This window comes from Desulfurivibrio modestus (genome assembly GCF_044068625.1).
Lineage (GTDB): Bacteria > Desulfobacterota > Desulfobulbia > Desulfobulbales > Desulfurivibrionaceae > Desulfurivibrio.
In genome coordinates this window covers 60,441-81,191 of record NZ_JBIPKH010000001.1, presented here as the reverse complement: position 1 = coordinate 81,191, position 20,751 = coordinate 60,441, and the positions used below count along the sequence as shown (strand labels likewise).

General features: G+C 61.7%; 18 protein-coding genes and 1 tRNA gene. 11 read left to right on the top strand and 8 right to left on the bottom strand.

Annotated features, from left to right (window positions below):
- Positions 1–263: 263 nt before the first annotated feature.
- A complete protein-coding gene (purM, locus tag ACHHRT_RS00380) occupies positions 264–1,325 on the top strand; it encodes a phosphoribosylformylglycinamidine cyclo-ligase (protein ID WP_395496679.1) in 1,062 nt (353 codons plus the stop codon).
- 9 nt (positions 1,326–1,334) lie between these two features.
- On the opposite strand, the gene ACHHRT_RS00375 is transcribed toward purM, so the two are convergent.
- Positions 1,335–1,829, bottom strand: a complete 495-nt coding sequence (locus ACHHRT_RS00375) for a MogA/MoaB family molybdenum cofactor biosynthesis protein (protein WP_395496678.1) — start codon at positions 1,827–1,829, stop codon at positions 1,335–1,337.
- A gap of 223 nt (positions 1,830–2,052) precedes the next feature.
- Between ACHHRT_RS00375 and murJ the strand changes: the two genes are divergently transcribed.
- The gene (murJ, locus tag ACHHRT_RS00370) at positions 2,053–3,660 is read left to right on the top strand and encodes a murein biosynthesis integral membrane protein MurJ (RefSeq protein ID WP_395496677.1); all 1,608 of its coding nucleotides are present in this window, start codon (positions 2,053–2,055) and stop codon (positions 3,658–3,660) included.
- 6 nt (positions 3,661–3,666) lie between these two features.
- Here murJ and ACHHRT_RS00365 read toward each other — a convergent pair whose 3' ends face one another.
- Positions 3,667–4,383 (bottom strand): 16S rRNA (uracil(1498)-N(3))-methyltransferase, encoded by a 717-nt coding sequence (locus ACHHRT_RS00365; protein ID WP_395496676.1) that lies wholly within the window; start codon positions 4,381–4,383, stop codon positions 3,667–3,669.
- Positions 4,384–4,400: 17 nt separating this feature from the next.
- Between ACHHRT_RS00365 and ACHHRT_RS00360 the strand changes: the two genes are divergently transcribed.
- The 5 genes from ACHHRT_RS00360 (at position 4,401) to ACHHRT_RS00340 (ending at position 9,904) form a co-directional block, all read left to right on the top strand.
- A complete protein-coding gene (locus ACHHRT_RS00360) occupies positions 4,401–5,720 on the top strand; it encodes a 3-deoxy-D-manno-octulosonic acid transferase (protein WP_395496675.1) in 1,320 nt (439 codons plus the stop codon).
- A complete protein-coding gene (gene lpxK / locus ACHHRT_RS00355) occupies positions 5,717–6,802 on the top strand; it encodes a tetraacyldisaccharide 4'-kinase (protein WP_395496674.1) in 1,086 nt (361 codons plus the stop codon). Before ACHHRT_RS00360 ends, lpxK begins: the two co-directional genes overlap by 4 nt.
- Positions 6,803–7,046: 244 nt before the next feature.
- The gene (gene lpxC, locus ACHHRT_RS00350; protein ID WP_395496673.1) at positions 7,047–8,027 is read left to right on the top strand and encodes a UDP-3-O-acyl-N-acetylglucosamine deacetylase; all 981 of its coding nucleotides are present in this window, start codon (positions 7,047–7,049) and stop codon (positions 8,025–8,027) included.
- Positions 8,028–8,220: 193 nt separating this feature from the next.
- Positions 8,221–9,045, top strand: coding sequence for a pyrroline-5-carboxylate reductase (gene proC / locus ACHHRT_RS00345; RefSeq protein ID WP_395496672.1), 825 nt, complete (start codon positions 8,221–8,223; stop codon positions 9,043–9,045).
- Position 9,046: 1 nt separating this feature from the next.
- Entirely contained in the window at positions 9,047–9,904 is an 858-nt protein-coding gene (locus tag ACHHRT_RS00340) for an NAD(+)/NADH kinase (protein WP_395496671.1), read from the top strand.
- Between the two features lie 54 nt (positions 9,905–9,958).
- Here ACHHRT_RS00340 and ACHHRT_RS00335 read toward each other — a convergent pair whose 3' ends face one another.
- From ACHHRT_RS00335 to ACHHRT_RS00320, 4 genes are all read right to left on the bottom strand, one after another.
- On the bottom strand, positions 9,959–10,351 hold the full coding sequence (locus ACHHRT_RS00335; protein ID WP_395496670.1) for a YtxH domain-containing protein: 393 nt from the start codon (positions 10,349–10,351) through the stop codon (positions 9,959–9,961).
- 39 nt (positions 10,352–10,390) lie between these two features.
- On the bottom strand, positions 10,391–10,777 hold the full coding sequence (locus tag ACHHRT_RS00330) for a DUF948 domain-containing protein (protein ID WP_395496669.1): 387 nt from the start codon (positions 10,775–10,777) through the stop codon (positions 10,391–10,393).
- 103 nt (positions 10,778–10,880) lie between these two features.
- A complete protein-coding gene (locus ACHHRT_RS00325) occupies positions 10,881–12,266 on the bottom strand; it encodes a sigma-54-dependent transcriptional regulator (protein ID WP_395496668.1) in 1,386 nt (461 codons plus the stop codon).
- The gene (locus ACHHRT_RS00320; RefSeq protein ID WP_395496667.1) at positions 12,263–13,141 is read right to left on the bottom strand and encodes a PHP domain-containing protein; all 879 of its coding nucleotides are present in this window, start codon (positions 13,139–13,141) and stop codon (positions 12,263–12,265) included. The genes ACHHRT_RS00325 and ACHHRT_RS00320 overlap by 4 nt, the downstream gene beginning before the upstream one ends.
- 110 nt (positions 13,142–13,251) lie before the next feature.
- On the opposite strand from ACHHRT_RS00320, the gene ACHHRT_RS00315 reads away from it, so the two are divergent.
- A complete protein-coding gene (locus ACHHRT_RS00315) occupies positions 13,252–14,334 on the top strand; it encodes a type IV pilus twitching motility protein PilT (protein WP_395496666.1) in 1,083 nt (360 codons plus the stop codon).
- Here the strand turns inward: ACHHRT_RS00315 and ACHHRT_RS00310 are convergent.
- Both ACHHRT_RS00310 and ACHHRT_RS00305 read right to left on the bottom strand, forming a co-directional pair.
- Positions 14,321–16,885, bottom strand: a complete 2,565-nt coding sequence (locus ACHHRT_RS00310) for a DNA internalization-related competence protein ComEC/Rec2 (protein ID WP_395496665.1) — start codon at positions 16,883–16,885, stop codon at positions 14,321–14,323. The genes ACHHRT_RS00315 and ACHHRT_RS00310 overlap by 14 nt on opposite strands.
- 3 nt (positions 16,886–16,888) lie before the next feature.
- Complete coding sequence (locus ACHHRT_RS00305; protein WP_395496664.1) at positions 16,889–18,220, bottom strand: sigma-70 family RNA polymerase sigma factor; 1,332 nt, start codon at positions 18,218–18,220, stop codon at positions 16,889–16,891.
- Positions 18,221–18,451: 231 nt separating this feature from the next.
- On the opposite strand from ACHHRT_RS00305, the gene malQ reads away from it, so the two are divergent.
- From malQ to ACHHRT_RS00290, 3 genes are all read left to right on the top strand, one after another.
- On the top strand, positions 18,452–19,999 hold the full coding sequence (gene malQ, locus ACHHRT_RS00300; RefSeq protein WP_395496663.1) for a 4-alpha-glucanotransferase: 1,548 nt from the start codon (positions 18,452–18,454) through the stop codon (positions 19,997–19,999).
- Complete coding sequence (locus tag ACHHRT_RS00295) at positions 20,000–20,593, top strand: flavodoxin family protein (protein WP_395496662.1); 594 nt, start codon at positions 20,000–20,002, stop codon at positions 20,591–20,593. It abuts the gene before it with no gap.
- Between the two features lie 43 nt (positions 20,594–20,636).
- A tRNA-Glu gene (locus ACHHRT_RS00290) sits at positions 20,637–20,712 on the top strand.
- The last annotated feature ends 39 nt before the right edge of the window (positions 20,713–20,751 follow it).

The window sequence follows — 20,751 nt, the reverse complement described above, 5'->3', positions numbered from 1 at the left end:
TGGTGGTGGAGGGTGATTGGTTTCCGTCGATAATCCGATGGCTGGGCCAGGAGGTTTAAAGCGGATTCGAAATGACCTTGTATTGTGTGGGAAGATAATGCACAATCGGATTAAGGTCAATGTGAGCAAAGGCAAAATTCGTTGACTTTTTGACCGCTGGTCAGTAAAGAGTACGGCTTGTCTCACGCCGGCAGGCATGGGCCCCCGCTCTTTAATTTTTGACCTTATTCCCCAAACTTTCGCAAGTAATCACGAGATATTATATGGCTAAGAAGGAAAGCTCCCGGTACGCCGAGGCCGGGGTTGATATCGACAAGGGTAACGAATTTGTTGAACGGATCAAGCCGATGGTTGCCGCCACCTTCCGTTCCGGGGTCCTGACCGGCATCGGTGGTTTTGGTGGCCTGTTTGCCCTGGGCAGCGGCAAATACAAGGACCCGGTGCTGGTCTCCTCCACCGACGGGGTGGGGACCAAGCTGATGATCGCCCAGATGTGCAACAAACACGATACCATCGGCATCGACCTGGTGGCGATGTGCGTCAACGACATCGCGGTGTCCGGGGCCCATCCTCTCTTTTTTCTGGACTATTTCGCCTCCGGAGGTCTCGACCTCGAGGTGGCCGCCGATGTGGTTAAAGGGATCGCCCGGGGTTGTGAGATCGCCCACTGCTCACTGATTGGGGGGGAAACCGCCGAGATGCCGGGGATGTACCGCAGTGGCGAGTATGATCTGGCGGGCTTTGTGGTCGGGATCTGTGAACGGGAAAGGATCATCGACGGTTCCGATATCCGGGTGGGGGATACCCTGATCGGCCTGGCCTCCAGCGGAATTCACAGCAACGGCTACTCCCTGGTCCGCAAGATCTGCTTCGAGGATATGAAACTTTCGGTTAACGACCGGATCGACGAATTCGGTTGTACCCTGGGGGAGGAGCTGCTGCGACCCACCCGGATCTACAGCGAGACCCTGCTCAACCTGATCAAGAACTACAAGGTCAAGGGGATGGTCCATATCACCGGCGGAGGGCTCATCGACAATATTCCCCGGGTCTTGCCCAACGGCTGCAGGGCGGTGCTCAACTCCCAGAGCTGGGAAGTTTTGCCGATTTTTGAATTTCTGCGTGAAAACGGCAAGGTTTCCAAGTTTGAGATGTGCCGGACTTTCAACAACGGAATCGGGATGGTGGTGGTGGTGGACGCCAAGGAAGCGGAAGACGCCTGCAACCAGCTGGAGGCTCTGGGGGAAAAGCCTTACCTGATCGGGGAGATCGCGGCTCTGCCCAAGAAAAAGAAGGATGAGCCAATAGTTGAGATAAGCTGCTGAGCCCGGCCGTTACGGTTGGCAATCCCGGGTGCTGCCCTGGATCTTTTCCAGGGCATGGGGCAGGACGGGCAGCAGTACCTCCAGGTTTTCCAGGGCGGCCTTGCGGCTGCCGGGCAGGTTGATGATCAGGCTCCGGCCCCGGGTGCCGACCAGGCCGCGGGAGAGCATGGCGTTTTTGGTCTTGAGCAGGCTGGCGGCCCGCATCGCTTCCGCCATTCCCGGAATTTCCCGATCCAGCAGAGTTCTTGTCGCTTCGGGGGTAACGTCGCTGGGGCTAAGGCCGGTGCCCCCGGTAATGACGATCAGGTCGATCTGATCCCGGTCAACCCAAGCCAGTACCGCCTGGCGGATCTCCTCGATCCGGTCGGGTACCAGGGCATGCCCGGCCACGGTAAATCCCTGCTCCGCCAGTAATTGGCGCAGGGCCGGGCCGCTGGTATCCTCCCGCTCCCCCCTGGAGCCCTTGTCGCTGGTGGTCAGCACCGCACAGGTATAGCTCGACATCTTCCCGCCTCTTCTCAACCTTGGATATTGGTTCTACAACTCGTGGTGCCGCTGTAAGTCCTGCCTGCCGGGCATACTATTCCGCTCCCCGGGCCCATGTCAAGCCGGCGGGGTGAAACGACCCTTGTTTTTGCCGGTTGCGCCTGCTAAGTTGTTTCCGCCTTGCCCCCATCCCGCCCTTTGTGGCTGGGAAGCTTTGACTAAAGACCGAGGCTGTCAGCCCATGCCGAAAACCTCCGACCACCACGCCACCACCGCCACCATTGCCGGTTCCGCCGCGGTGGTCAGCGTGGCGGTGCTGTGCAGCCGGGTCTTGGGGCTGGTGCGGGAGCAGGCCTTTGCCATCCTCTTTGGGGCCGGTTACGCCTTCGACGCCTTTGTGGTGGCCTTCCGGATCCCCAATCTGCTGCGGGACCTCTTTGGCGAGGGGGCCTTGAGTGCCGCCTTCGTCGCGGTTTTCGCCGGCTACAACGCCACCCGGGGAGAGCGGGAAACCTGGAAACTGGCCAGTAACGTTCTGATTTTTTTCGGAGTTTTTCTCAGTATCCTGACCCTGGTGGGGATAATGGCCTCGGAGCAATTGGTGGGGCTGCTGGTCCAGGCGGAGTTCGCCCAGACCCCGGGCAAGGTGGAGCTGACCGCCAGGCTCACCGCCATCATGTTTCCCTTTCTGGTCCTGGTATCGTTGTCCGCCGTGGTGATGGGGGTTTTGAACACCAAGGGCCGCTTTTTCGTGCCGGCCCTCTCCTCCAGTTTTTTCAACCTGGGTTCACTGGTGGGCGGGGTGGGGCTGGCGCTGCTGCTGCCCCGTTTCGGCCAGCCGGCCATTGTCGGGATGGCGATCGGCATTTTGCTGGGCGGGGTGCTGCAACTGGCCTGCCAGTTGCCGGCCCTGTTCCGCGCCGGTTTCCGTTTTACCTTCCACCTGGATCTCCGCGATCCCGGCCTGCGGCGCATTCTGGTCCTGATGCTGCCGGCGGTGGTGGGGCTGGCTCCCCTGCAGCTCAATATCCTGATCAACACCTATTTCGCCTCCTCCCTGGCCGAGGGGACCCTCTCCTGGCTCAACTACGCCTTCCGGCTCTTCTGGTTGCCGGTGGGGTTGTTCGGGGTGGCTCTGTCGGTGGCCACCATGCCGGTGGTTTCCCGCTTTGCCGCCGAGCGCGATTTTCCCCGCCTCAAGGAGACCTATGTTTCTTCGCTTAACATGGCCTTTTGCCTCAGCATCCCGGCGGCGATCGGGCTGGTGCTGCTGGCCCGGCCGATTATCCGGATAATTTTTCAACATGGCCGTTTCGATACCCTGGCCACCATCGGTACCGCCGAGGCCCTGAGCTGTTATGCCGTGGGCCTTTTCGCTTACGCTGCGGTCAAGATCATGGTGCCGGTTTTCTACGCCCTGGATCGGCCCCGCTATCCGGTGATGGGCAGCTTCCTGACCATGGCGGTCAATCTGCTCTTCATTCTGGCCACCATTGAATGGCTGCGGCACCAGGCCCTGGCACTCTCCATTTCGGTGGCGATGACCGCCAACTTTATCTTTCTGAGCGTCATGCTCTACCGGACCGTGGGGGGGCACCCCCTGGTTCCGGTTTTTAAGGGCCTGGGCAAGATCGGCCTGGCCTCTTTGCTGATGGCGCTCTGGCTTTTCGCCTTGCGCCAGTGGCTCTTTCCCGCCGGCCTGACGGAAGATCGGCTCCTGCTCGACATCCTGGCGGTGGCGGTCTGCGTGGTCAGCGGCGCCCTGCTTTACGGCTTGGTACTCCATCGCCTCAATCTGCCCGAGCTGACCATGCTGGTTGAGCGGTTGCGGCAAAAAATTAGAAAATAAGGCAAGTCAGCCCCGGGTGGCCGCCAGGAGGGCGGGCACGGCGGTATCCACCCGCAGGATTCTGGAGCCCAGCGAGAAGAGTTTAAAATCAAGTTGGCGGAAGCAGTCCACCTCGTAATCGACCCAGCCCCCCTCGGGGCCGATGGCCAGCAGCCGGCGTTGGGGAGTGGTCGGGGTGGGCCGGGGTGAGGGTTCCGGGCCGGGGTGGGCCAGCAGGCGCAGGGGATACTCGGGGGTCAGGCTGGGCAGCCGGTCTTCAACAAAGGGACGGAAACGGTGGTGGAGGGTCAGGGTGGGCAGCCGGGTGTCCACCGCCTGCTCCAGGCCCTGCTGGAGGGCGGCGGTCAAAGCCTCGGGAGCCAGCAGGGACGATTGCCAGAAACTTTTTTCCACCCGGTTGGCGTTGAGCAAATGAATTTGGCTCACCCCCATGGCCGTGGCCTGGGCTAACACCCTTTTCAGCATGATCGGGCGGGGGAGGGCCAGAATCAGGTCGGTGGCGGCTTTAGTCGGCGGCGGAGTGCGGCAATCCAGTTGCAGTTCCACCTGCCCGGGGGCAAGCCCCAGGATCAGGCCGGTGCCCATGGGGCCGTCGAGCAGGCCCACCCGCAGAGTATCGCCGGTTTTGCTCTTCAAGATCTTGTGGATATGCCGGGCCCGGTGGTCGCGCAGGATCACCCGATCGCCCTCGGCTTCCCCGGGGTGGATCAGAATAATATTCATGGTGGTCAATGATAAGGTTGATCTATAACATCGGTCTGCCGGTGGCGTTGATTCTAGCCCTTCCGCTGCTGATAGTCAAAGCGATCCGCGTTCCCGGCTACACTGCCTGGATCGGCCGTCGTCTGGGCCTGATTGCCGGCGGAGATGGCACGGCCTGTTCTCCCCGCAAAGGGAAGCTGATCTGGCTCCATGCCCTCTCGGTGGGGGAAACCGTTGCCGCCCGGCCGCTGTTGCGCGCCCTGCGCCATCGTTACCCCGAGGCCACCCTGGTTCTTTCCAACTCCACCCGGGCCGGCGCCGCCCTGGCGGCGGCAAGTTGCACCGGCCTGGCGGATCGTCTGGAGGTGTTGCCCTACGATCTGCCCTGGGTGATGAAGAGGCTGGTCCGGCGGTTGCGCCCCGATCTCTTTATCTTGGTGGAAACCGATTTTTGGCCCAACCTGCTCCGCTCCCTGGCACAAGAGAGAGTGCCCCTGCTGCTGAGCAACGGGCGGCTCTCCGCCTCCTCCTGGCGCTGGTATCAGCGCCTGCGTTTCCTGGTCCGCCCCCTGCTTTTCGACCCTTTTGCCTTCCTGGCCATGCAGACCGAGGCGGAGGCGGTCCGTTTGCGTGATCTGGGCCTGCCGCCGGCCCGGGTGGGGGTGCTGGGCAATCTCAAATATCCTGCCGCCCTGGACCCATGGCCGCCGGCCTCCTCAACCTTGCGGTTGAGCCGGGAGCTGCTGGGAATCGAGCCCGATAAACTGCTCTGGTTGGCGGGCAGTACCCATGCCGGCGAGGAGGAGATCCTGCTGCGGGCCTGGCGGCGGCTTAACCGCGAATTTCCGGAGCTGGTTCTGTTGCTGGCTCCCCGCCGGGTGGAGCGGGCCGGGGCGGTGCTGGAGCTGGCCCGCAGGTATGACCCCCGGGCTCGGTTGCGCACCGCTCCCAGTAGCCCTGGGATTCGGGTGCTGATCCTGGACAGCTACGGTGAACTGGCCGCTCTTTACCCCCTCTCTGACCTGGCCTTTGTCGGTGGCAGCCTGGTGCCGGCGGGGGGGCACAATCCCCTGGAGGCCGCCGCTGGCTGTCGGCCCAGCCTTTTCGGTCCCCATATGGAGGACTTTGCCGAAATCAGCCTTGATCTGCTGACGGCGAGAGGGGCCTGCCAGGTCAAAGATGAGGAGGAGATCGTCACCGCTGTGACCCATTGGTTGCGGGAGCCTGCGGTCCGGGCCGCCGCCGGTGGACAAGCCGGCCAGTTGGTGGCAACCAGGAGCCAGGGGGTGTTGGCCGCTCACCTGGAGATGATCGCCAAGTTGCTTGGTTCGGATCTGCCACCGGAGGATAAGAGATGACCTCACGCCGTCTGCGGTTCCTGTTTTTGCTGGGCCTGCCTTTTTCCCCCCTTTATGACCTGGCGATGCGTTTAAGGGCCCGGCTTTATCACCATGGTTTGCTGCGGCGGCACAAGATGGCGGTGCCGGTAATCAGTGTCGGCAACCTGACCATGGGGGGAACCGGTAAAACTCCCCTGGTGATCTATATCGCTCGGCTGTTGGAGGCGATGGGCTTGAAACCCGCCATCCTCAGCCGGGGCTACGGGCGGCAATCCATCCGGGGGGAAGAAGGCCGGGTGGTGGTGGTTGCCGACGGATCGCCGGGTGGTGAACTGCTGGCCGGGCCCGAAAGGGCGGGGGATGAACCGGTTCTGCTGGCCCGCTCCCTGCCGGGGGTGCCGGTGCTGGTTGCCAAACGGCGGGTCTTGAGCAGTCGGCATGCCGTGGATCAGCTGGGGGCGAACTCCCTGCTATTAGATGACGGCTTTCAGCATCTGGCCCTGGCTCGTGATCTTGATCTGGTCCTGTTCAGTGCCCGCGACCTGCCCCTTGGGGCCAGGGTGTTTCCCGGCGGCCCCCTGCGGGAACCCTGGTCTGCCCTGGAACGGGCCGATGCCTTAGTCATTACCGGAGTTGATGACGGCAACCGGGAACAGGTGGGGCGGTTTCGCCATTTCCTCCAAGAGCTGCTGCCGGGTACTCCCAGCTTTATCGGGGAGTATCTCCCGGTCTGCCTGCTGGACGGTCATTCGGGCAAGGGCATGGCTCTGGATAAAGGACGGGGCAAGCCCTGGTTCGGCTTCGCCGGAATTGCCCAGCCGGGGTCCTTTCAGGAAACCCTGCAAAGGGCGAACTTCCTGGTCACCGGATTCCGCTCCTTTGCCGACCATCATCCCTACACGGCCGCGGATATGGCCGAACTGATCGCCGCCGCCCGGCAGCGAAGGGCCGGGGGGTTGATCACCACCGAAAAGGATCTGGTCAAGCTCCAGCCCCTGGCCGGCGATTATCCGCTGCTGGCCCTGCGGGTCGCCCTCTTCATGGAGGAGTCTTTCGATGAGTTCCTGCGTCGCCGCTTGCTGGCCTACTGTGGGCAATGAACGGAGAGTGTGTTTTTTTTGCCACAAAAAAGGTCCGGGGTTGGGGGGCGGTTTCGGGGCGGAATTTGATTATTTATTGCTGAGTTCAGGCGTTTATTGCTTGGTTGTTCTTTTTTATTCTCTTGGCGGTCTCTAAATTGCATTGCTTGAGGTAGAGTCGGTTAAGGAACGGTTACCGGGATGGTTGCCGTAAGGAAAAGATAACCCACCGCCCCGGCGGTTTTGCGATAAGGACCTCAGCGCCATGGATTCATTTCAGCATACCCTGAAAAAAAGCATCAGTGTCGCCGGGATCGGCTTGCATACCGGCAAGCCGGTCAGCCTGGTGATCTACCCCGGCGAGATCAACAGCGGCCTGCGCTTTGTTCGTTCCGATCTGGGGCAGCTTGAGCCCACTCCGGCCTTCATGGACCGGGTGGTCGATACCCGCCTGGCCACCACGATCAGTACCGATCACGACGCTTCCATCTCCACCACCGAGCATCTGCTGGCCGCCCTGGCCGGTCTGGGCATCGACAACGCGGTGGTCGCGGTGGATGGGCCCGAGATTCCCATCATGGATGGCAGTGCCGCCCCTTTCGTCCACCTGTTGCGCCGGGTCGGTCGCCGCCGCCAGCGGGCTTGTCGCTGGATGCTCAAGTTCAACGAGGTGGTAAGGTTCAGTGACGGTCAGGGGCGGTCGGTGCGCATCGAACCCTATAACGGTTTTCGGGTAAGCTGCGGGATCGACTTTCCCCACGCCCGGATCGGCAGCCAGCGGATCGACATCGACCTCAATCCCCGGCGCTTTGCCGAGGAGGTGGCCGCCGCCCGGACCTTTGGTTTTCTGCATGAGGTCGAGGCCCTGCGCCGCAACGGCCTGGCCCTGGGGGGCTCTCTGGACAACGCGGTGGTGATGGATGAAAGCGGCGTGCTCAACAGCGGGGGCCTTCGTTACGCCGACGAGTTTGTCCGTCATAAGGTACTGGACCTGGTGGGTGATCTGGCTCTGCTGGGCTTCCCCTTGCTGGGACGGGTGGTGGCGGAGAAGTCGGGCCATGGTCAGCATCTCGGCCTGATGCAGGCGGTGGCGGCCCACCCGGAGGCTTGGGATATCGTGGCCTACGAAACCCAGGGCGAGAGCCAGGTGTTGCGCCAGTTGGCCGTGACCACCCAGGCGGTGGGCGATCGGATCCTGCCCTATCTGCTGCCCCCCTCGTTGGCCTTGGCCGGTGAGTACTGCTGAGAAAAAGCAGCTAAAGCTAAAACAGCGCCATGTTAACCCGCCGGGATTATCTTCCCGGCGGGTTTTTTGTTCCCGTCGCAGCCCTTTAATCATCCGGGGGTGACGCCTGCTCCTCTTTGCATAGCTCTGGACCTGGGGAGCCGGATCGGCTATTCTGCCTCACCATTTGATCTTAAAACGCTGGAGGCAAACTATGGCGAGCGAGACGCAAAGTCTTGGTTTTATCGGGGGAGGGCAGATGGCCGAGGCCCTGATTAAAGGAATCTTGGCGGCCGATCTTTATAGGGCCGAGCAGCTTATGGTGGCCGAGCCCCACGGGCCACGCCGGGAGGAGTTGGCTGAGCGCCATGGAGTGACGGTTCACGCGGAGGCCGGCCCGTTGCTGGCCGCCTGTCCGGTGTTGATCCTGGCGGTCAAGCCCCAGGTGGTGGCCGCAGTTCTGGAACATTATAGTGGCCAACTGGGCAAGGATCATCTGTTGATCTCCATTGCCGCCGGGATCACCCTGACCTTCATGGAGGAGCGGCTGGCTCCGGCCCCGGTCCGGGTGATCCGGGTGATGCCCAATACCCCCGCCCTGGTTTTGGCTGCGGCATCGGCCCTGAGCCCCGGTCGTCATGCTCGCGAGGAAGATTTGCAGCTGGCCAGGCGAATCTTTGCCGCGGTGGGGGAAGCGGTGGTGCTGGAGGAGAAACTGCTGGACGCGGTCACCGGTTTGAGCGGCAGTGGCCCCGCCTATGTTTTTACCTTCCTTGAAGCGCTGATCGATGCCGGGGTCAAGGTGGGGTTGAGCCGGGAGGTGGCGGAGCAGTTGGCCCGACAGACCATCCTGGGCTCGGTGCGGTTGGCCCTGGCGACCCCGGAGAAAAACCCCGCCGCTCTCCGGGCGATGGTGACCTCGCCTGGAGGTACCACCATCGCCGGACTCCATGTTCTGGAGAAGGGTGGTTTCCGGGGCTTGGTTATGGATGCGGTGGAGGCTGCCACCCAGCGTTCCGTCGAGCTGGGGCGGGGGTAGGATGAAAGTCGGCAAGGTGGGGATTATCCTGAAGCGCGACTCCGATGAGCCGCGGCGCATTGGTCACGAGCTGATGGAATGGTTTGCCGCCCGGGGGATCGAGGGACAGATCGATCGGATCGAGGCGGATCAGGATCTGCTGATTGTCCTCGGCGGCGATGGGACCCTGTTGCATGTGGCGGCGGAGGCGTGCGGCCACGGGATCCCGGTCCTTGGCATCAACTTGGGCGGTCTGGGCTTTCTCACCGAAGTGGCGGTGGAGGATCGTTATGCCGCCCTGGCGGAGATCCTGGATGGTGAACCGACCATCGAAAACCGGATGATGCTCAAAATTCGCCTGCTGCGGCAGCAAGGGGGAAGGGAAGCAGCCCGGCCCTGGCTCCACGCCTTGAATGATGTGGTGATCAGCAAGGGGGCGGTGGATCGGATGGCTGAAGTGGGTGTCTGGGTGGACGAGGAATATCTGGCGACTTACCGGGCCGACGGCTTGATTGTCTCAACTTCCACCGGCTCCACCGCTTACAATCTTTCGGCCGGAGGCCCCATTGTCCACCCCCGTCTGGCCGCCATCCTGGTTACTCCGATCTGCCCCTTCATGCTGGAAAGCCGACCGGTGTTGCTGGACGCCACCAGTCGGGTTCGGGTCCGGCTGGCCACCAGCCATTCCGGGGAACGGATCGCTGAAAAGTTGCAGGTTATTGTCGATGGCCGGCTTTACACGGAACTGCAAACCGGCGATACTCTGGAGGTGGCGGCGGCGAAGCAGAGCCTTCGCCTGATCTGTTCCCCCTGGAAAGGGTATTTCGAGATCCTGCGCGGCAAGCTGAACTGGGCCGCCGGACACGCCGTGACCAGATAGGTGGCGGTCACGGCCTGTCCGGGGCCAGGGGAGGGTTTTTTTTCCTCCCGGCGGCTAACTGTTCTTGTCCAGGGCCTGGTCCAGGGATTCCTTCTCCTCGGCCATCGCCCTTTTACCGGCCTCGATGGCGGCGCTCAGGGTCCTCTTCTTTTCGTCAAGATACTCCTTGCCCTGGGTGGCCAGTTTGCTGCCCTTGGCGATCAACTCCTTGCCCTGGTCGATCATCGCCTTGCCGCGCTCGACCGCGCCACCGGCATGCTCTCTGGCCTCATCCGGCAGCTGACGGAATCTTTCCTGCAATCCCTCGCCGTAGTTGCTCAACATCTCCCTGGTTTCCCGGCCCGATTTGGGGGCCACCAGCAGGGCGATGGCCGCGCCGGTTACCGCGCCGGCCAGGAAAGAGAGTACGGTCAGTCCCGCGTTGCAATTCTCGGTGTGGTGGGTCATGGTCTAACCTCCTTGGTTGGTTTCTTTCTCGTGCGCGAACTATTTTTTTTCCCGGCCGCCGAACATGACCCGGCCGAACATCTGCAGGCCGGCGCTCAGGCCGCCGATGCCGCTGATGATGGGCCGGATCGATTCCTTCATGGCCTGTGAAGTAAGAAGCAGGGTATCCCCGGCCTGCCGGGCGGTGCGCAGGACTACGTCCGCCTCCTCCACCCGGGCGTTACAGGTGGCGGCCAGCAGCTCCAACTCGCTGGCGGCATCGCTGATCTTACGGCTCATGGGGGTCAGCTCTTTTTCCAATATTTTCAGGGTGTCCTCAGCCTTACGGTAGGTCCGCTTGAGCTGGAGCAGGGTGGGAACCAGCACGGCGGTGAGAATCACCACGCCGCAGGCGGTGAAGATCAGAAAGATATCCAGGGGGGTCACTTTGTTCCTCCGGGTTTAACGGGGTGTTCGGGTAATTTTCTCCATGACCTGATTATAGCATGGAGCCATGATGGAAAGAAGCGAAGATCTATCTGCCAGGTGGTTATTTCCGCTGCAGACCAAATTTCTTCATCTTGTACTGGAGCAGGCTTTTGGTGATGCCCAGGCACTCCGCCGCCCTGGTTTGGACATTATCAGATTTTTTCAGCGCGTTTGCCACCAGTTTTTTTTCAATGGCGTTGAGGACTTCCGGCAGCGGGGCGTTGGGAGGGATCAACTGTTCAATCTCCAGCTCCTCTCCCCAGCCTGGAGGCTCCTGGCCGCCCACGGAGTCGGGCTGAACATCCTCCGGAGTGATCAGGTCGCCGGCACAGAGGACGGCGGCCCGTTCGATGGTGTTCTCCAGTTCGCGGACATTGCCCTCCCAGGCCATGGTGGTGAGGAGGCGAATTGTCTCCGGGGTGATCTGCAGCTTAGGCCGCTCCAGAGCCTTGGCGAATTTGCCGACGAAATGGGAAGCCAGGATCGGGATATCATCCTGTCGCTCCCGCAGGGGCGGCAGGTGAATATGGACCACGTTGAGCCGGTAGTAAAGATCCTCCCGAAAGTTGCCCCGTTCCACCTCCTCCTTGAGATCCTTGTTGGTGGCGGCAATGATTCTGACATCCACCTTCAGGGTACTGCTGCCCCCCACCCGCTCGAAGGCCCTTTCCTGGAGCACCCGCAGCAGCTTGGTCTGCAGGGGCAGAGGCATCTCGCCCACCTCGTCCAGGAGAAGGGTACCGTTGTCGGCCAGTTCGAAGCGGCCCTTGCGTAGAGCCACCGCCCCGGTGAAAGCCCCCTTTTCGTGACCGAAAAGTTCCGATTCCAGCAAGGTTTCCGGTAAGCCGGCGCAGTTCACCGAGATAAAGGGCCCTTTTTGCCGGGGGCTGCGGTTGTGGATCGCCCGGGCCACCAGCTCCTTGCCGGTCCCGGATTCCCCGGTGATCAGGATCGAGGTGGGGGCGGGCGCCACCTTATCAATCAGGCTGTAAATCTCCCGCATCCGGCGGCTTTTGCCCACCATGTTGGCGTAGGAGGTCTGCTGGCTGATTTCGGCCCGCAGCCGGGTGTTCTCCCGGATGACTTCGTAATGCTCGATGGCCTTGCGGACGCTTACCAGCAGTTCATCGTTGTTAAAGGGTTTGGCCAGGTAGTTGAAGGCGCCGTTGCGCATCGCTTCCACCGCTTTATCCACCTCGCCGAAGGCGGTAATCATGATCATCGGCAGGTCGGGATGCTGGGCCTTGACGGTTTTGAGCAGGGCCAGGCCATCCATACCCGGCATGCGCATGTCGGTGATGATCAGATCCAGGTCGGACCGGTGGATGATATTCAGGGCCTCCTCACCACTGGCGGCGGTGAAAACCTCGTAATTCTCATCACGCAGCAACTCGCCGAGGATGATCAGGTAGTTGGGCTCGTCGTCGATGACCAGGATGGTTTTCATTGCTGCTCCCCGCCGGGTGCGATGGAGTTTGGTCGGCCGCCGAGAAATTCGACCAGCTCGGTAAAACAACTGAACGGTACACGACCGCCATGGCTGCTCCCTCCCAAAGGGATTCCGCCGGGGGGGTCATCGTGGAAATCGGTGCCGCCGGTGGCAATCAACTGGTGTTCAGCGGCCAGCTGCTGTAACTGAAGGTGCTGTTTGCGGGTATGGGCCGGATAGTAAACCTCCAGTCCCGCCAGCCCGGCCCGGCGCAGTTGCGGCAGCAGGGTGGACAACCCCTCCAGGGCCCCGCCCATCACCGCCGGATGAGCCAGGACCGGAGCCCCGCCGGCGGCCGCGATCAGCCGAACCGCGTCCAGGGCGTGAATGCGATGGCTTTCCACATAAGCCGCCGCCCCCCGTCGCAGGTAACGAACAAAAGCGGTGTGCATGTCGTGGACCACTCCCAGCCTGATTAGTTCCCGGGCGATGTGGGGCCGCCCCACTTGGCCGTTTTCCTGACTTTCGATACTGGCAAGGCTGATTTCGATGCCCATGGCGGCCAGTTTTTCCAGAATACCCAGGTTACGCTGATGGCGGGCCCGCTGAATTTCCTCCAACACCCTAAGCAGCTCGGGGTTGTTGTGATCGATGCCGTAACCCAGAATATGGAGCGACTCCTGACCATGCCAGGCGCTGATTTCAATCCCGGAGAGCACCGAGAAGTTGCGCTCGGCGGCATAGTTAAGAAAGTCGGGAATTCCGGCCACCGTGTCGTGATCGGTCAGGGCCAGGGCCGCCAGCCCCTTTCTGGCGGCCAGATCGATAAGACTGGCCGGGTCGTGGGTGCCGTCGGAAAAAGTTGAGTGGATGTGGAGGTCGATCCATTTCATAGCTGGTGTGCAAACAGTTTTTGTCTTGCCGCCTTGGTGATATTTTGTGATATTGTGCCGGAGTGTACCATATCGCCCGGTAAAATTAACCCTAAAGGAGCATAATCGTCATGGCTCAGATCGACGCCTTTTTCAAGTTGATGAATGAACAGGGAGCTTCCGATCTTCACATGGTTTCCGGCCAGCAGCCCATTTTACGGATTCGGGGCGAGATGGAGAGGGTCAAATACAATGTCCTGGAAAACGACAGCCTCAAGGGGATGCTTTATGAGATCGTTTCCGAGGAGAAGATCAAGGCCTTCGAAGAGAGCGGCGATGTCGATTTCGGCTATGAAATTCCGGGCTTGGCCCGTTATCGTGGCAATCTCTTCATGCAGAAATATGGGATCGGGGCGGTTTTTCGAGAAATTCCCAGCGATATTCTCTCCTGTGAACAGTTGGGGTTACCGGCGGTAATCTCGCGACTGGCCTCGTTGCCCAAGGGAATGGTGCTGGTTACCGGGCCCACCGGCAGCGGTAAATCGACCACCCTGGCAGCCATTGTTGATCAGGCCAATAAGACCCGCAAGGATCATATCCTGACCATTGAGGATCCCATCGAGTTCGTGCACAAGAGCGCCAGCTGTATCGTCAACCACCGCGAGGTGGGGTTGCACACCAAGAGTTTCTCCGCCGCCCTGCGCGGGGCCCTGCGTGAGGACCCCGACATCATCCTGGTGGGGGAAATGCGTGACCTTGAAACCATTGCCCTGGCTATGGAGGCGGCCATGACCGGCCATCTGGTCTTTGGTACCCTTCATACCCTCAACGCCAACAAGACGGTGGATCGTATCATCGAAATTTTCCCCGCCAGCCAGCAGGCCCAGGTGCGTTCAACCCTGGCCGACGCCCTGAAGGCGGTGGTCTCCCAAACCCTGTTCAAGCGGATCGATAAGAAGGGGCGTTGTGCCGCCCTGGAGATTCTGATCTGCACCCCGGCGGTGCGGAACCTGATCCGGGAGGGTAAAACCTATCAGATCCCTTCGGCCATGCAGACCGGCAAGAAGTTCGGGATGCAGACCCTGGACGACGCCATCATGGAGCTGCTCAACAAGGGCTGGATCTCCGGCGAGGACGCTTACATCAACGCCATCGACAAGAGCAAGTTCGTCCAGTTCCTCAAGAAGCCCCCCGCCGACTTTACCGACGCCTGATCGCCGGTTGGCAGGTCAGCTCCCCCCCGGCCACGGTGCAGGTGATGGAGCCGTCGCGCCCGGTGGTGAACACGTCGGCGCCCATGGTTTGCCATTTTGCCACCCGCCGGTAATCGGTGCGCCGCTCATCGTCCGAAACGACGATATAGCCAGGTGCCACCGCCGCGATGAACTCCGGGGCCATGGAGGTCCGGCGGCCATGGTGGGAGGCGGCCAGTACCGGGGCCTGGGTTGTGGCCTTAAGTTCGGGCAGCAGCCGGCGCTCTTGGTTCGTGCCGATATCTCCCGGCAAGATGAACCAAAAATCATCATGCTGGTAGCCGATCACCAGGCTCTGGTCGTTGACCGGATCTTTCGGGGGAAGGTCGCCGGCCGCCTCCCGGCGATGAAAGTCGGCCAGATTGTACAGCCGGGCCGCACCCCCTTCCTTAAGCTCTCGGCCCACCAACTCTTCGCCGCCGGAGGGCACCACGATCTCGATCCCCAATTCGGTGGCGGTCTGCAGCAGGGCCTGGTAGTCGGAGCTGACTCCCGGCTGGCCGTTGATCCACAGGGTTTGGGGGTGGAAATACCGAAGCAGGAAGGGGAAGCCGTTGTAATGATCGGCGTGGGGGTGGCTGATCACCACCGCGGTCAGGCGTCTGATCCGGCGCTGGCGGAGAAAGGGGGCGATCAGCTGTTCACCGATATCGGTACTCAGGGTCGCCGGGCCACCCCCGTCCACCAGTACGGTGCGGTTGCCCGGCAGTTCCACCACGGTGGCCTGACCGTGGCCCACCTCGATAAAGGTAACCCGGCTGTTCGGGCTTTGCCACCGGCGCCACTGTTCCAGAGCCGGCAGCAGGAGCAGTAAGAGGAGCATGGTAAAGCCGGTGGCGGCGGCCCAGAAGCGGTGACGCCGGTAAAGCGGCAGGGCTCCGAACAGTCCGAGCCAGGCACCCCACTCCGCCGGGCTCGGCGGTGAGAGGTAGTAAAAGCTGAAGGGCAGGGCCGCCAGGCGGCTGGTGATGGCGGTGGTGAATTCGACCCCCCAGGCGGAGAGCAGCAACAAGGGCCCGCCGCCGGGTAGATTGAGGGCGGTCAGGGCCAGACCGGCCAGGGCTGAAGGCAGGGTCAAAAAAAAGAGGGGGGGTGTGGCCAGCAGGGTGGTCAGGGGGCTGAGCAGGGAGACCCGGTGAAAATGGTGGAGGGCCAGGGGTGTGGTGACCAGGGTGGCCACGGTGGAGACCAGCAGGCTGGCTCCGATCCAGAAAAGAATTTTGCGGCCGATGAGGATGGCTGGGCTCCTCTCCCGCGGCTTGCTTGCCGGCCCCCCGATCTCCCGGTAATTATTTTGCAGGGAGGGCAGCAGCATGATGATTCCGGCGGTGGCGGCAAAGGAGAGCTGGAAAGAGGCCCCGAAGAGGGCCGGGGGGTCCAAAGCCAGGATCAGCAGGGCGGCTATGGCCAGGTTGTTGAGGCTGCACCACTGGCGATCGAGCAGAATCGCCCCCATGAACACCAGGGTCATCAACAGCGCTCGCTGGGCCGGGGGATTGAGCCCGGTGATCAGGGCATAGCCGATGATGGGAAGGAGGGCCAGCAGCAGGGCGACTTTGCGGACCTGCAAGGTCAGCAGCAGCCGTGGGGAGCGTTTGAGCAGCCATTCGCTGGCGGCCATGCTCATCATGGCGATCAGCCCCAGGTGCATTCCCGAGATGGCCAGCAGGTGCATGGCTCCGGCGGCCTTGAAGGTTTCCAGGGTGGCCGGTGGGATCCCGCTGCGGTCCCCGATCAGCAGGGCCTTGAGCAGGGGCAGGGCCTGGTGGTCGGCCAGGTGCTGTTCCAAATGACCGTTGGCGGCATGGCGGAGCCGCTCGGGGAAATGGCGCAGGCGGAAGGCCGGGGTTGGCGGCTGGATTGGTTCCAGCCTGGCCACCTGGAGGGGATTGGCCACCCAGCCGCTGAGCCTGATCCCCTGGTGGGCCAGAAATTGATGGTAGTCAAAGGCGCCGGGCACCCGAAATGAGCGTACCGGCCCCACCCGAGCCCGGAGCAGCAGCAGTTCCCCCGGGCGGATATCCGCGGACAGGCTGCCATTGATGGTGATCTGAATCAGGCCGTGGGCCGGTTGGCTACCCTTGGGGCGGCGCAATTCTTCCACGGCCAGCACCAGCCGGGTGCGTCCACCGGCGGGTCGGGGCAGTTGCCGTAAAACCCCCACCAGCACCACGTCATGGTCGGCTTCGCTGACGCTCTGGCGGTCGGTGGGCAGCAGGTTGTAGAGATGGTTGGGGTCGGTGGGGGGAGCAAGGTGGGGGCGGGCCAGGTGGTAGCCGGCACCCAGGAAGAGAATCAGCAGCAGCAAAAAAAGCAGGATGGGGGTTGGGGGTGCTGCTGGCCGGCGGAGAAGCCAGTAAGTAGCCAGGGCCGCCGCCGGGGCCACCGGCAAGGTAAGCAGGGGCGGCACCGCGAAATAGCGGGCGGCGACAATTCCCGCCATCAGGGCCAGGGTTACGGGGATAAAGAGGCCGGGAAAAACCCTCGGTTCCGGCCGTCGGGCCGCCGCCATGACCTAATCGAGGAAGTTTTTCAGTTTTTCCCGGCGACTGGAATGGCGCAGGCGATTCAGGGCCTTTTTCTCGATCTGACGGATGCGCTCCCGGGAGACGTTGAAGCGTTTGCCGATCTCCTCCAGGGTGTACTCGGCATCTTCACCGATTCCGAAACGGAGGCGGATAATCTTCTCCTCCCGCTCACTCAGGGTGGAAAGAATGCTGGTGACCCGTTCGGCCAACTGGTTGCCCTTGACCGCCTCATAGGGGGAGACCGACTCCTGGTTTTCCAGGAAGTCGCCCAGGGTGGAGTCATCGTCCCCCACCGGGGTCTCCAGGGAGATCGGTTCGCGGGAGGCTTCGAAAATGGCCAGGATCTTCTCCATGGGCAGGCCGGTTTTTTCGGAGATCTCCACCGGGGTGGGTTCCCTTCCCAGCTCCTTGAGCAGGGAGTAGAAGGCCTTGAAGAACTGGCTGCGCAGTTCGAGAAAGTGAACCGGCAGGCGGATGGTCCGGGTTTTGTCGAGAATGGCCCGGGTGATCGCCTGGCGGATCCACCAGCTGGCGTAGGTGCTGAACTTGTTGCCCTTGGTGTAGTCGAAACGGAAAACCGCCCGCATCAGGCCCAAGTTGCCCTCCTGGATAAGGTCGGCCAGGGTCAGGCCCTGGTGCATGTAACGTTTGGCGATGCTGACCACCAGCCGCAGGTTGGCCTTGATCATCGCGTCCTTGGCCACCTCAATGGAGCGGGCATAAAGCTCAACCCGGCAATAGTTCTGCCGGAGCCGTTTTCTCTCCGGATACTGCTCGCAGATCTTGGTCAGGGTGCGGACCATATAGTTCAGGTGTTGTTTTTTGGGTTTGAGGGTCGGGTCGCGCTTTTCCCATAGATCAAGGCGCTCGGCCATCTGTTTCATCTCGGGCAGGCCGGAGCGATCCTTGCGGATGGCGTTGACAATGGCATTGAACCCTTCACGGATAGTCTTGGAATATTTCTCTTCCTCCTCGGGGGTCAGCAGGTCAAACTGGCCCATTTCGCGGAGGTAGGTGGTGGTGGTCTCCTCGGGCTCGGCCAGGTCATCGCGGCCGGCCAGCTTGGCCGCCAGTGGACCCTCCTCATCCAGATCAACAGCATCATCCTTTTCATCCAGATGCTTGCCGCTAAGATCCTTCTTCTCGCCATCCTTGTCGTGGGTGATTACTTCGATGTTGTTTTCCTGGAGAAAGTCGAATATTCCGTCGATGGCATCCGAATCCTTGTCATCGGGAATCAGGTCGTTTAAAAAGGAGAGAGTGATGCAGCCGTCGTCCTTGCCGGCTTCGAGTAACCTTGATTTGATGTTGGCGGACACGATGGTGATCTCCCGATACAGTATGATTTGAGGGCTGGGCGTTATTCCCCGGCCTGATTAAGCGTGTCAAACACGATACACTAATGTTTATCCGGCCAAAGGGCAATAGTAAAATCTTACGTAATTTGCTTTACTCCGGGTTCGGCCCGGCTGGTTGGGGGATCGGGAGCCGCTGTTTGGGCCGTACTGCGTGGCTCGCGGTTACATTTTAGCACAGGAGGCAACCACAGCGTGATAATTTCTGGCCGGGGCAGTGGTATTTTGTTGCATCTCTCCTCCTTGCCGAGCCGTTTCGGGATCGGCGACCTGGGTCCGGCGGCCCGGGCCTTTGTTGATCTACTGGCAGAGGCCGGCCAGCAGTACTGGCAGTTTCTGCCCCTGTGTCCCACCAGTCGGGAGTTGGACAACTCCCCCTATATGGGGCTTTCAGCCTTTGCCGGCAATCCGTTGCTGATCAGTCCGGAGTGTCTGGTGGAAGATGGGCTGTTGCCCTATGACCTCCTCCATGAGGCTCCCCAATTCTCCGAATACCTGGTTGCTTTCGACGAAGTGCTGCCCTGGAAGGAGGAGATTCTGGCCGCCGCCTTTGCCCACTTTATCGCCGGCCATCCCCTGCGGAGCGAATACGCGCGATTTATTGCCGCTGAAAGCTGGCTTGATGACTACGTGCTCTTCGTGGCCCTGCATGAGGAGCAGCATGGCCTGCCCTGGTACTCCTGGCCCTCTGGGCTTGCCCGGCGGTTGCCCGGAGCGCTGGCCGCGGCCCGCCAACGGCTGGCCCAGCGGCTTGACTACCATCGTTTCGTTCAGTTTATCTTCTTCCGGCAATGGGAGCGGTTACGCCGCTATGCCGGAGAGCGGGGAGTGCGATTAATCGGTGATCTCCCCATCTATCTGGCCCCGGACAGTGCCGAGGTCTGGGCCTGGCCACAACTTTTCCTGCTGGACGAGGAGACCATGCGGCCCACTCATGTGGCCGGAGTGCCGCCCGATTACTTCAGTGATCTCGGTCAGCGCTGGGGCAATCCCCTCTTTCGTTGGGATGGCGGGCCGGAGGTTCGGGCCGTTCTCGAAGAGTGGTGGCAGCGGCGGTTGCGACACCAGTTCAGGTTGACGGATCTTGTCCGGATCGATCATTTCCGGGGGTTTGAGTCCTATTGGCGGGTTCCGGCCAGCGAACCCGACGCGGTGCGGGGAGAGTGGGTCAAAGGCCCGGGGCTGGATTTTTTCCGGCGGCTGGAAAAAGCTTTAGGGCCGCTGCCGATCATCGCCGAGGATTTGGGGCTGATTACTCCGGCGGTGGAAGAGTTGCGCGATGCCCTGGGTTTCCCCGGGATGAAGGTTCTCCAGTTTGCCTTCGATTCCGATGAGCGAAACAGTTATCTGCCCCACAATTACGCCGAGCGCAACTGCGTGGTCTACACCGGGACCCATGACAACGACACGGCGGTGGGCTGGTACTTCAGTGACCGCAGTGAGCCCGCGGCCAAGGAGCGCCTGTTGCGTTACGCCCGCAGTCGGGAAGGCAGCCCGATCCACTGGGATTTTATCCGGCTCGCGCTGGCCTCGGTGGCCGCCCTGGCGATCATTCCCCTGCAGGATCTGCTGGGGTTCGGCAGCGACTGCCGAATGAACATCCCCGGCACCGACCGGGGCAACTGGCGCTGGCGGGTGGCCCCCCGCTTTCTCTCGGCGGAACTGATGGCGCGTTTGCGTAATGAAACCGAATTCTACAACCGCTTGCCCAGGAGGGATCAAGCGGCAACCGAGGAGGAGTAGATGGCCAAAATCAAGGTGCTGGCCTTTAACGGCAGCCCCCGGGCGGGGGGGAATACCGCCACCATGCTCGCCGCCCTGGCGGAGGGGGTGGTGGCCGCCGGCGGCGAAATTGAAATTATCCGGCTCTGCGATCTGACCATTCAGCCCTGTGTCGCCTGTGGCGGGTGTGACGAGAGCGGCGAGTGTGTCCTGGTCGATGACATGACCCAACTTTACGAAAAAATTATTGCCGCCGATCGGGTGGTGCTGGCCTCCCCCATCTATTTTTATGGAATCACCGCCCAGGCCAAGGCCATGGTGGATCGTACCCAGGCCCTCTGGAACCGTTGGCGGGTGCCGGGAGGACCTGGTCGGCGAGCAGCCGATCCTTCCCGGCGCGGCTTGCTGCTGGCGGTGGCCGCCACCAGTGGCGCCAAGGTTTTTGACGGCGCCATTCTCACCGCCAAGTACGCTTTCGATGCCATGGGTTTTGCCCATGGCGGTGAACTGCTGGTCCGGGGCCTGGAACAGCGCCTGGATGCCGCCGCCCGCCCCGAGGCTTTGCGGGAAGCCGGAGAGCGGGGCCGAAAGTTGCTGGCAACATTATCAGCTTGACCTTGGGCCGCACATAAGGTAGATAGAGCCCACGCTTTTGCATGGCCCCTTCGTCTAGCGGTCTAGGACGCTGGCCTCTCACGCCGGTAACACGGGTTCGAGTCCCGTAGGGGTCACCATCAAACAGTCAAGGGTTGTTAAGAGCCTGCTCTTAACAA

Coding starts and splice junctions, on each gene's coding strand:
- purM (WP_395496679.1), top strand. CDS start 264: ATGGCTAAGAAGGAAAGCTCCCGGTACGCCGAGGCCGGGGTTGATATC.
- ACHHRT_RS00375 (WP_395496678.1), bottom strand. CDS start 1,829: ATGTCGAGCTATACCTGTGCGGTGCTGACCACCAGCGACAAGGGCTCC.
- murJ (WP_395496677.1), top strand. CDS start 2,053: ATGCCGAAAACCTCCGACCACCACGCCACCACCGCCACCATTGCCGGT.
- ACHHRT_RS00365 (WP_395496676.1), bottom strand. CDS start 4,383: ATGAATATTATTCTGATCCACCCCGGGGAAGCCGAGGGCGATCGGGTG.
- lpxK (WP_395496674.1), top strand. CDS start 5,717: ATGACCTCACGCCGTCTGCGGTTCCTGTTTTTGCTGGGCCTGCCTTTT.
- lpxC (WP_395496673.1), top strand. CDS start 7,047: ATGGATTCATTTCAGCATACCCTGAAAAAAAGCATCAGTGTCGCCGGG.
- proC (WP_395496672.1), top strand. CDS start 8,221: ATGGCGAGCGAGACGCAAAGTCTTGGTTTTATCGGGGGAGGGCAGATG.
- ACHHRT_RS00340 (WP_395496671.1), top strand. CDS start 9,047: ATGAAAGTCGGCAAGGTGGGGATTATCCTGAAGCGCGACTCCGATGAG.
- ACHHRT_RS00335 (WP_395496670.1), bottom strand. CDS start 10,351: ATGACCCACCACACCGAGAATTGCAACGCGGGACTGACCGTACTCTCT.
- ACHHRT_RS00325 (WP_395496668.1), bottom strand. CDS start 12,266: ATGAAAACCATCCTGGTCATCGACGACGAGCCCAACTACCTGATCATC.
- ACHHRT_RS00320 (WP_395496667.1), bottom strand. CDS start 13,141: ATGAAATGGATCGACCTCCACATCCACTCAACTTTTTCCGACGGCACC.
- ACHHRT_RS00315 (WP_395496666.1), top strand. CDS start 13,252: ATGGCTCAGATCGACGCCTTTTTCAAGTTGATGAATGAACAGGGAGCT.
- ACHHRT_RS00310 (WP_395496665.1), bottom strand. CDS start 16,885: ATGGCGGCGGCCCGACGGCCGGAACCGAGGGTTTTTCCCGGCCTCTTT.
- ACHHRT_RS00295 (WP_395496662.1), top strand. CDS start 20,000: ATGGCCAAAATCAAGGTGCTGGCCTTTAACGGCAGCCCCCGGGCGGGG.